The following is a 10,631-nucleotide window of genomic DNA, read 5'->3' as shown; positions in this document are numbered from 1 at the left end:
ACTGAGACTATATAGTGATTCGTGATTCGCGGAAGGATGAGAAAAATGTTTGGAAAGGAACGCAGTCGATTTGGTGAGTTCATTGACTGGCATGGGATCAAACAAGAGAAAATAAAGGAAATATCTAAAGTTAGCCGGGAGACCATTTCGAGGGTCTGCAAAAATAGAGATTATATGCCTGCTGGTAAGACGATGAAGGCATTAGTGGACGCGGTACGTAAGCTTACCGGTARACAGGTTAAATCAGATGATTTTTGGATGTAGAACATCCTATATTTTAGGTGTAAGATTTGTGGGTGTTAACGAGTAACGTCGGTGAAGTGCGATCCGCAGCCGGGGCCCCTTTATTGGATGCAAGCGTAGGATTAAATCTGAACTAGGACCTGTACATACAGCTGTACATATGTACAGSTCGCTGACTTCTCCCCTACCTCTTGAAGATTTTGATACTCACCCTGAGTCTTGGATGTAGAAACCCCATGAAAGATTAACTAATCTTACTTTCTGCATCAGACGTATCCGAGATACGCACATGTAGGAGTCGCAATGGCCGGTATGGAGGAACGAATGCAAAATCAGACTGCACCTGGTGGCATGTTCTTCGAGCAGCTGGCAGAAGAAGCATTCCCGCAAAAATGGAGTCATGAAACAGGAATTAATGTTCAATATAATGAAGGCACTAAAGAAATAGGCGGTGCTTACATGAGGGTCAAACAACGTAAGAAACTTGAGGGTAATGRCATGTGGGAAAGCAGAGATGCTTCCAGAKCATTCCAACGTTTAGGCCAACCTTATGCCCCTCTTCAAGAGCAATATAGTCTTGCTATGATAATGAATGGAACGGAGTTACTCTAACAACGAAAAAGATTCCGGATTCCAAATTTCCTGATCCCACCKAGTGCTGGCTAAGACTCAGGTGGCGCTGATATAGAACTTTACCTGTATACCTGTACATATGTACATACATATGTACAGGATACCTCTCTACACTTGTGATGAAATATTTTTGAATAGATGACAAAAGAGACGTTTATAGTTTCGTAGTCTTGGCCATACTGAGACTATATAGTGATTCGTGATTCGCGGAAGGATGAGAAAAATGTTTATAGTTTCGTAGTCTTGGCCATACTGAGACTATATAGTGATTCGTGATTCGCGGAAGGATGAGAAAAATGTTTGGAAAGGAACGCAGTCGATTTGGTGAGTTCATTGACTGGCATGGGATAAAACAAGAGAAAATAAAGGAAATATCAAAAGTTAGCCGGGAGATCATTTCGAGGGTCTGCAAAAATAGAGATTATATGCCTGCTGGTAAGACGATGAAGGCATTAGTGGCTGCGGTACGCAAGCTTACCGGAAAACAGGTCAAATCAGATGATTTTTGGATGTAGAACATCCTATATTTTAGGTGTAAGGTTTGGTATTACCGAGTAACGTCAGCGAAGTGCGGCCTTCAGCCGGGTAAGCGGCCCGAACTGCGGGCGTAGAGTTAAATCAGAAACAAACCTGTACATACAGCTGTACATATGTACAGCTGTATGTACAGGTATTTCAACCAACCTCTCCCCTACCGTTAATTCCTTGAAGATATTGATACCCTACATCACCCAGAGTCTTGGAGGTAGAATAACCAACCCATGAAAGAGTACCCACTCGTACTCTCTGCATCAGACGTAGCCGAGATACGCAGTTGCCATCGCTCAATGACTTTGAGACATGTCAAAGTAAATGTCACTTCTTAACTCTTGGAAATAGAACATTCGTTCGCATATAATAAGAGCATCAAATTTATGAGGACGGTGTTCTAATGGCGACAAAACCACGCAAGATTAGTTCAAAGTATATTTTTGTGAATAAACCTATCTGAAAACTAAAGGATGGGACCATGGCGCCGATCTTCTATTTCCTTCGGGATCAATAACTACTCCTATCGTTCCCCATTCAAAGCTCTTCACCTCAACATTTACTCCACGTGCCACAATCTCCGATACGGCTAAATCAAAGTTATTAACGTTGAGTCGAATTACCGTTGGATTTTGCGATCTTGTTTTTTCTATATCTGAAGCTACACCATTTTCCTCAAGCATAAGGTAACTGCCGCCGAAATCCAAAATAGATAAGTCCTTACCACGTTGACGGATTTTCATGCCAAGTTGTTCGGAATAAAACTTTAATACTAATTCGTAATCCTCGCAGAAAAGAATAATGCCTGTTTCTCTAATGTCCATTAGTTATCACCTCTAATCGTTTATTTACTTATCATAAAGGATTCTCTTCAAAAGATCGTCAGTACAATGCAGTAGTCAACTTCTACGTCTTTAGTCTCAAGATCACATTGATTCTGTTAGGTTTATTCAATTAATTGCTCGTTTGCTTAATTACGCATCGTCAGTCTATAACTTTATTTCTTACCACATATGAAGGAGAATCCCGGAGAATGCCCTAAATCACTCCTTCTGCACCTGGTGGAGAAACATGCCGTTTTGTTGAAGGAGTAGATGTAAGACAAGGCGGGGCCCCTCCCCCGAATACGAGTAGATAGCTTAAATCGGAATCAAAACCTGTACATACAGCTGTACATATGTACAGCTGTATGTACAGGCGAAAGTGTGAAGGGGTATATTTCATGTGTTTGAATATCGAAAATCATAATCATTTAAATAAAAGAGAAAAAAATTAGGATATTGTCTTCGTGAATATATCTAACAGGGAGACGAAGCTTTTACGACTCTGATCGAATATCACTAGGAAGGTCAAATATAGAAACACAGCTGGAAGGAACGCTTTGCGTTTATTTTACGGTAAGGGGGGGACGTCCTGCGAATATTTAGGAATTTTCTGTTTTGATGCTAATTTTCTTACATCAGCAGAAAGACCTGTACATACAGCTGTACATATGTGCAGCTGTATGTACAGGTCTAGAAAAAAGTTGTTGCTGTTCGTTTTCGTTGTGTAAGAATACAAGTATACAGTTTTTAAGGAGGTAACTGTCACGAATTGATGCAGATCAGCGGGAAAAAGAAAGCTACGTTTGAACTTGATGCTGAATTGCATAGATGGCTTAAGGTACACGCGTAGACGATCAATAAAGATATGGTCCAGATTCTAGAAGAGGTTTTAAGGAAGTATCGTTCTGAAACAGAGAGGAAATAACCCTCTTTGTTACGCCTGTATACCTGTACATATGTACATACATATGTACAGGTTCATGTTGGATGGATTGATTACGAGTAAATTCGCCAATCATACGACTGGATTAGACTAATCTATCATGTCGAATCTAAAAAGCATAAATATTGGTTTTTAGAAGCGGAAAGAGGTCCGGATCGTCGCGGACGTCGAGGGGGCAAAACTGAAAGAAGGTCGTGTTTCCAGCCTTGTTTTGCGATATGAAGATCGATATGTCGGCCATGTATCTGGGATAGATACTGCTTCTAAGCAGGTCCTGCAGCAGTTTTTGGAGCAGCATCCAGGAGAATGCCCATTCAACACCAAAAAGAAATGGGATGATGTCGTTTGGCTGGCCGTTCCGTTCCCGTGCCGCGTGACGGCTTTGGAGTTTACGGACACTGGGATGCTGCGATAGCCTAAAATAACCGGGTTCGGAAAAGGATAACCATGCGCACAAGCAATGAGATACTCGTTACATGTCCAAACTGTCGTGCACATGAGCAAATCAAAGTCGAGATTGTATTAGATTATCAGTACAAGAAATGAGGTACAGCTGCTTTGGAAATCAAACCAACTGAAGGCCAAACATTGGTCAGTGAAAATGATACAGCTTCTGATATGTTGGGCCGAGTTATAGGTAGCGTTATGTATGGCAACATGGATCCGGAAGAGGCATCGAATTGGCTCGAGCATGAGGCTGGCGAAATTGCAAATACGTTGGATAAAGTCCGTGAATAAATCGATGAAGAAGACAGGAAGAATTGATAGGGAATCCCTCCTTTTGCAGCTGGTGGAGCAACATGCCGTTTTGTTGAAGGCAAAGATAACACAAAAGCATGATATCTCAAACAGGGCTTAAAACCTGTACATACAGCTGTACATATGTACAGCTGTATGTACAGGTGAAAGTGTGATGGTGTAAAGAGCAGTGTTTTTGAAAATCGAACTTTAAACAAAAGAGAAAAAAATAAGGACTTTGCATCTGAGAATTTATACTACAGGGAGACGAAGGTTTTACCACTCTGATCGAATTTAGTCAGGAAAGACAAATATAGAAACACAGCTGGAAGGAACGTTTTGCGTTTATTTTATGGTAAGGGGAATGATGCATCTTCTCGAACTTGCTACGCACAACCAGGAAAGAGGGGCGAATATTCAGGAATTTCTATTTTGATGCTAATTCTCTTATTTCAACAGCATAGACCTGCACATACAGCTGTACATATGTACAGCTGTATGTGCAGGTCTATAAAAAAGTTGTTGCTGTTCATCTTCATTGTGATAGAATACAGGTATACAGTTTTTGAGGAGGTAAACAATGGGGATAGTCATTAGTTTTGGTATTCAAAAAGGTGGAGTAGGTAAAACAACAGCTTGCGCAATCACGGCTCATCTTTTGTCTAAACATGCTCGAGTCCTAGCAATTGACTTTGATAGTCAGGGTAACCTAACGGAGTTTCTTACACGAAGGGATATTTACGACTTTACAAAGCAAACGATTCTTGAAGCCATTCAGGAGAAGAATCCAACGCCATATATTGTACGTATCGCAGATAATCTTGATCTAATACCTGCAGAAGATATTCTATCGACGTTCAGCCGGTGGTTATATAGAGACTACAAAGGGGATGCTACCCAGGCTCTGAGAAAAACCATCGATATGGTCAAAGACCGCTATGATTACATACTCATCGACTTGCCACCAAACCTTGGGGATCAGACCATTAACGGTCTGACTGCGAGTGATTTTGCAGTCGTTATCTTACAGTCTGAGCCATTTTGCTATTCCGCTCTAGAGAGATATCTTGAAACACTTACTGTCGTACAGCAACGAACGAATGAAAGGCTTGCTTTGGCTGGCATATTGATCGCTATGAGCGATGGACGAGCCGGTATAGACAATTCTATCGTTGATAAGGCAAAGGATGAATACGGTCCGATGGTGTTTGACAATATCATCAAACGACGCAGCCGTATTAAAGAGTTTGTACTGGAAGGCATCCAGGACAGCACGAAGTTCGATCAAGGCGTATTAGAGTCATATATAGGGTTTGTTGAGGAGCTGAAGCAGCGTGTCAACCAATAAGGCGGATAAATTTAAATCGCTTATGCGTTCCCCCTCGGGGAACCAAGAGGATAAAGAAGAAATCATTTTCCCGAGTGAGATTGCGAAAAGTCCTGCTCATGAATTGGTGCAGATCAGCGGGAAAAAGAAAGCTACATTTGAACTTGATGCTGAATTGCATAGATGGCTTAAGGTACACGCACTTACGATCAATAAAGACATGGTCCAGGTTCTAGAAGAGGTATTAAGGAAGTATCGTTCTGAAACAGAGAGGAAATAGTCCTCTTTGTTTCGCCTGTATACCTGTACATATGTACATACATATGTACAGGTTCTTGCCGGACTGATGAATTACGAGTACAGTCGATCACAAGACTGGATTAGACTAATCTATCATTTTATCTGGTTTATATTTGACTGTGAAGGGTTAAATTTTTAACCCTCCCCTAATCTGCCTGCCCCCTGTATGATAATCCTACCGAATGTTATTACATATCGAATTTTCTGCATCAGTGATCAGCTTTTCATGTCATTATAATGATCTCTTCTTTGCTTTGATGGAATTAGATCAAATCGTTCGAGGTAAGCCTAAGCTCTAGTTACGTGATTGAATTATCTCAAGACCACCAGACAATAATTGGTCTAATCCCCCCGTTTATCGTCCCTAAATGCCAAGCGACCCCGGAAAAATCATCCGGGTTCCATTGGAATTTTTAACGGGACTTGCTAGGAAGCAGAAGCTAAACTTTAATACAGTTTACTGTACATATGTACAGCCAGATGTACAGGTGTACATGTGTATGTACAGCCATATGTACATCTGTACATGTGTATGTACGTACAGCTATACAGTTTTGTAGAGCCATTCCATTCTAGTAATTGGTATGCTAGAATGAGAGGGAAATAACAACCAAAATACAACAAAATAAGCCATTGTTTCGGCGGCTCGGTGCTGGTAACACCGATGCTGCTTCATCCGATAAGGTGATCGGTGAAACAGGCGCATCACAATGACTTTTGTTACCCTATTATACCCTGATTATTTCTAATAAATCAAGGGCTTAGTATGGGTTTCTATAGACATGGCGAAGGCTCCTGATTCCCTTTTGGAATCCGGAGTCTTTCTCGTTATTAGGGTATCTCCATTCAATTAATTATCAACTAACTAAAGAGATTGTTACATAAAAAGCGATGAAAAAACTAAATAAACCGGCGTTCGTTTCCAATTTTTAAAAATTGGACTTCGAAGGCTTAGTTTCCTATTGTCTTTTTTAGGATTCTGAGTCAGGATGAGCCTTCGCCAGCTCGGTGGGATCAGGAGACCACGGTAAAAGACCTGCCCAATTCATGTGGCGAGCCGGAGGCTAGTGGGTTGGTGATTGTCGGGGGTTGTCACGTATTGGCCGTGACCACTTGCGCCGGAAAACCGGGCGTGAAGTGAAGCTTTACTCTCGTAGTCTGCCTACCTAACCGGGGGCAGAACATCCGGCAAAAAACGAAATACAGCCCTTTTACGATATGACTCTATCGTGGGCCGTGACCGTTCCGAAAAGTACGTGGTACAGACTCGAATGAACCTTGCTGGAAACTGTTCAAGGGAGAGTAGACCACGGTTTGAGAAGTCGCTGAAAAAGCTGTGGTGGCGGATTGGTCTATAGGAACCGTAACCAATCCGGGGGCATGACCCTCATAAGTAAGCGAGCCGTAGAAATGCGGCGTGGCAGAAACAACTCCTGGGAGCCGTTCCCTAATGCGTGACGGCCGAGCCATTCTGTTCATCTTAACCCATTTAGGCTGTTTATTTTTTTTATTCAGCCTATCGGGATAAGGTGAACTGTGTCCACCACGCACGATCCATTCTGGCTTCGGCTTCGCCCCGCGTCAAGCATAATGTATCTAAAAACCGATGAATGTAAACAGTTCACCTTTAATGTAGGGGCGGGCGAGGGGAGGATGATTTAATCAATTGCAAGCGAAAGCTTGCTACCATTTGAATTGAAAGTTCGTTCTGTTGAACCTAGGGGAAAAGAACAGATGGTTAAGATTGGAGGGAGGAGCGTAAACATTAGTATCTTATGATAGGGGTATAAAGATGATTTAGTTGTTGGTGGATATAGCCGTGAAGTGAGTCGAGGTTTGGGGGCAACGTGTTTTTTGTTGTCCCCACTCCGAGGCGAGCTGCGCGGAACCGTGAGGAAATGATATGACATTGCTTAAGTACAAAGTGGCGATCCTTATTCCATCACAAATAGTGGTGCAGAAGCTACCGATCGTGGCCATTATGATCCTCTTGATTGGTAACATTATCGTCCGCGCGTTCTCGATCATCTGGTTCCGAAGTGCTCCGGGAGACTCGAAAGATATTTCCTGCGTACTGTTCTCGATGGCAGCCGGTCACGTCTTCGGGCGCTTACGTTTATTTCAATTCAGCAAGTATATAACGGTTTTGTTCCAGAAATAAATCCAAGATATACCGCCTCTGTCCGTTAAAGCTACGCGCTATAATGGATAGAGAGGTGATTTTATGTTTATTGAACCGATGTTGCTTGAAAAACGAGAAACCCCGTTCGACGATGTCCGCTACGTCTTTGAACCGAAGATCGACGGCCATCGTCTGATTCTTTCTTTCATTGATGGTCAAGTTCGTCTATAAACGCGCCACAAAACGGAAGTAACGCAGCAATACCCGGAGTTACATCACGTGCCCGTTGAGCCAGGCTGCAGTGTTATCCTTGACGGTGAGGTGGCACGCATGGACGATAGCGGATGGATCGACTTTGAAGCGATTATGGAACGTTTTAAGCTGACGAAAACGGCAAAGATACGCGAGGCCACGGTAACGAAACCGGTCCATTATTACGTGTTCGACGTTTTGCATTATAACGGGATCGATATGCGCAATCGGCCGCTCACGGAACGAAAAGCGCTGCTCTTGCAGATCTTAACCGCGAACGCGTTCTATTCACCTGTATTATCCGTTGATGGGACCGGGATTGCGTTATTCGATACGATTAAAGAGTGCCATTTAGAGGGAATCGTTGCAAAGCGGAAGGATAGCGTATATGTGAGTCGACGTAGCGATAAGTGGCTGAAGATTATCAATTATGAGTACGCAAACGTTCATATAGCAGGATATCGATGACTCGCGCAATGGAAGGCCAGCAGGAACTATCGAATTAGCAGTGTCCAGCGCACATAAGAAGGCGTTTTATGGCGTAGTGAAAACGATTGTAACTGGGGAGGACCGGAATTACGTGTAGCCACGATTAAAGCGCGCGTTCGATTTAACCTGTACATACAGCTGTACATATGTATGTACAGCCGTATGTATTGGCGCTTGAGATTTTTTACGGGACTCGCAAGGAAGAAAAAGACCTCTGGGGTATTGCTTAAATCTGATGGTTTTCTTCGTTCCTTTATCTCTCCGTAATCATCATATTTTATGGAGCAGAGGGGAACCTTGATCACTCGGCTATCGCTTCATTTCATCATCGTTCCAAAAACAATCTTACACCCCCAAGATGAAAAAAATAAGCTATGAAATATGTCATGAACTTTTTTCATGTTTGGGGGTATTTAATATTTTAGCTTGATTGGCATGGGGTATAGCAAATCAATGACGTTAAGGGGATGGATCTTGACAAACATGCTAAATATAGCATAGCAAAATTAGGATATTTTTTTACTTGAAGTTTCTCACTTGATTGAAAGAGTAAAAAACTAAAAGAAAGAGAGAAATTAGGCGCTTTTAGGAGGGAAATAAGGATATTGCAATCTAAAATTAATTATTTGAATATTTAAAAAAATAAGATTATAGTATATAGTTTAAGTATCAACTCAAGATAAAAGTTCTTGAAAAGGTTAACCCTCACAAGGAGCCTTTAGTAGTGAGAGCGCATTCAGGAATTACAGTATCTTGGAGATTGATACTATATCCTCAATCCTTATGGTAATGATTTCGAATCATCGTCAGGACGATCTGGATTAAATAGCTTCTATTAAAAGGCTATTTAACCAACGTCAAAACCAATGGGTTTAAGGGATAAGGTAGCTGATGAATAATCAGTATTACCTGCTCAATGCCAGTCTCAGACGATTTCTATCGGATGAGAATAATCGTGGCAACACGGTTATTTGAATGAGTTAATTTAAGATAGGAGAGGAGTCTGGGAAGTAGAATGGATATAGTGGAAACTACGTAAGCCTCATTTATTGACGAATGTCGATAAATGAGGCTTTATTTTTTTGTGACGACCTTACTCCTAGACTCGTTCTAATCCGCTCTATCTGGAGTAGTACCACATGCCCATCAAGCTAATATCGCACCCCAAAAAGAAGAAAATTAGATTTTTTCCTTTCAAGGATATTTTAAATTCTTAACTTGATGGTTATGTGGCCGAATCCCTATGAGGCAATGAAGCTATCCAACATATAACATAGCAAAGAATACTGTATCATAGCGGAGAAAGACTAAAAATACGCCCGGTCAGCTTCCCTAAGACTCTGAGAGATTGGATAAGGCAGAAATATCGCGGATTATGAAGGGTGAGGTTTCCATGTTGGTTTGTTAGTATTGGGGTAAGAGTCAATAAAACCAATCGGAGGAGTTAAAAAGAGCCGGAGGTTAATCAACGCGACCATTATTTCGATAATGTGAAGTTTGTCTTGATTACGTTCGTGGTCATCGGTCATGTGCTGGAACCCCTTTATTCTATAAGCGAGTCAGCGAAGGCCTTGTACAACTTCATTTACTTTTTTCATATCCCGCTTTTTGTTTTTATTACGGGTTACTTTTCCAAGAAATCGGGAAAGCTTGGCCCCTATCTCGTTCTGTATGTCATTTTTGAAACGCTGTATACGCTNCCCGCTTTTTGTTTTTATTACGGGTTACTTTTCCAAGAAATCGGGAAAGCTTGGCCCCTATCTCGTTCTGTATGTCATTTTTGAAACGCTGTATACGCTTCTGGATTATTATCTGAACGACCGGGCAAACCTGAAATTCACCTTCTTTCTGCCCTATTGGGTAACCTGGTACCTGCTTGCGGTTATTTTATGGAAAATTGCCCTGCCGTATTTTACGAAATTAAGGTATCCGATCTTGTTTGCAAGCTGCCTTGCGGTATTGGCCGGCTACGATTCAACGGAACTGGGGTATAAGCTGTCATCGCTCCGGGCGATCAACTTCTTTCCGTTCTTCCTGGCAGGTTACTATATGAAGAGGGAATACTTCGTTTATTTATTTAAATGGAAGGTCAAAATGACATCTGCGTTTATTATGATTCTCACACTGGGGCTTTTATTCCGCTATGGCCAGAACCTCAATTGCGAATGGCTTTGGGGCAGCTACAGTTACTCGAAACTGGGCAGCCCGGAATGGTATGCGGGGGTATACAGG

9 protein-coding genes and 2 pseudogenes are annotated in these 10,631 nt (G+C 41.9%); 10 read left to right on the top strand and 1 reads right to left on the bottom strand.

Annotated elements, in window-relative coordinates:
* The first annotated feature begins 45 nt into the window (after positions 1 to 45).
* The 3 genes from ASG81_RS20645 (at position 46) to ASG81_RS20635 (ending at position 1,391) form a co-directional block, all read left to right on the top strand.
* On the top strand, positions 46 to 264 hold the full coding sequence (locus tag ASG81_RS20645; protein ID WP_056638607.1) for a hypothetical protein: 219 nt from the start codon (positions 46 to 48) through the stop codon (positions 262 to 264).
* A gap of 282 nt (positions 265 to 546) precedes the next feature.
* Complete coding sequence (locus ASG81_RS20640; RefSeq protein ID WP_056638604.1) at positions 547 to 855, top strand: hypothetical protein; 309 nt, start codon at positions 547 to 549, stop codon at positions 853 to 855.
* 317 nt (positions 856 to 1,172) lie between these two features.
* Positions 1,173 to 1,391 (top strand): hypothetical protein, encoded by a 219-nt coding sequence (locus ASG81_RS20635; RefSeq protein WP_056638601.1) that lies wholly within the window; start codon positions 1,173 to 1,175, stop codon positions 1,389 to 1,391.
* A gap of 468 nt (positions 1,392 to 1,859) precedes the next feature.
* Here ASG81_RS20635 and ASG81_RS20630 read toward each other — a convergent pair whose 3' ends face one another.
* Positions 1,860 to 2,228, bottom strand: coding sequence for a VOC family protein (locus ASG81_RS20630; protein ID WP_056638599.1), 369 nt, complete (start codon positions 2,226 to 2,228; stop codon positions 1,860 to 1,862).
* Between the two features lie 1,501 nt (positions 2,229 to 3,729).
* Between ASG81_RS20630 and ASG81_RS20620 the strand changes: the two genes are divergently transcribed.
* The 7 genes and pseudogenes from ASG81_RS20620 to ASG81_RS33735 all read left to right on the top strand — a co-directional run.
* Positions 3,730 to 3,909 (top strand): hypothetical protein, encoded by a 180-nt coding sequence (locus ASG81_RS20620; RefSeq protein WP_056638593.1) that lies wholly within the window; start codon positions 3,730 to 3,732, stop codon positions 3,907 to 3,909.
* 580 nt (positions 3,910 to 4,489) lie between these two features.
* Positions 4,490 to 5,257 (top strand): ParA family protein, encoded by a 768-nt coding sequence (locus ASG81_RS20615; RefSeq protein WP_056638590.1) that lies wholly within the window; start codon positions 4,490 to 4,492, stop codon positions 5,255 to 5,257.
* Complete coding sequence (locus ASG81_RS20610) at positions 5,244 to 5,516, top strand: hypothetical protein (RefSeq protein WP_056638588.1); 273 nt, start codon at positions 5,244 to 5,246, stop codon at positions 5,514 to 5,516. The genes ASG81_RS20615 and ASG81_RS20610 overlap by 14 nt, the downstream gene beginning before the upstream one ends.
* Before the next feature lie 1,923 nt (positions 5,517 to 7,439).
* Positions 7,440 to 7,697, top strand: coding sequence for a hypothetical protein (locus ASG81_RS34095; RefSeq protein WP_056638585.1), 258 nt, complete (start codon positions 7,440 to 7,442; stop codon positions 7,695 to 7,697).
* A gap of 63 nt (positions 7,698 to 7,760) precedes the next feature.
* Entirely contained in the window at positions 7,761 to 7,889 is a 129-nt protein-coding gene (locus ASG81_RS33550) for a hypothetical protein (protein WP_268795802.1), read from the top strand.
* A 15-nt stretch (positions 7,890 to 7,904) separates the two neighbouring features.
* Positions 7,905 to 8,378, top strand: a pseudogene (locus ASG81_RS20600) (ATP-dependent DNA ligase); the annotation flags it as partial.
* 1,508 nt (positions 8,379 to 9,886) lie between these two features.
* Positions 9,887 to 10,098, top strand: a pseudogene (locus tag ASG81_RS33735) (acyltransferase family protein); the annotation flags it as partial.
* Positions 10,099 to 10,631: the final 533 nt, after the last annotated feature.

The sequence above is a fragment of the Paenibacillus sp. Soil522 genome, from assembly GCF_001428245.1.
Taxonomy (GTDB): Bacteria; Bacillota; Bacilli; order Paenibacillales; family Paenibacillaceae; genus Pristimantibacillus.
This window is presented reverse-complemented; position numbering and strand designations above follow the sequence as displayed.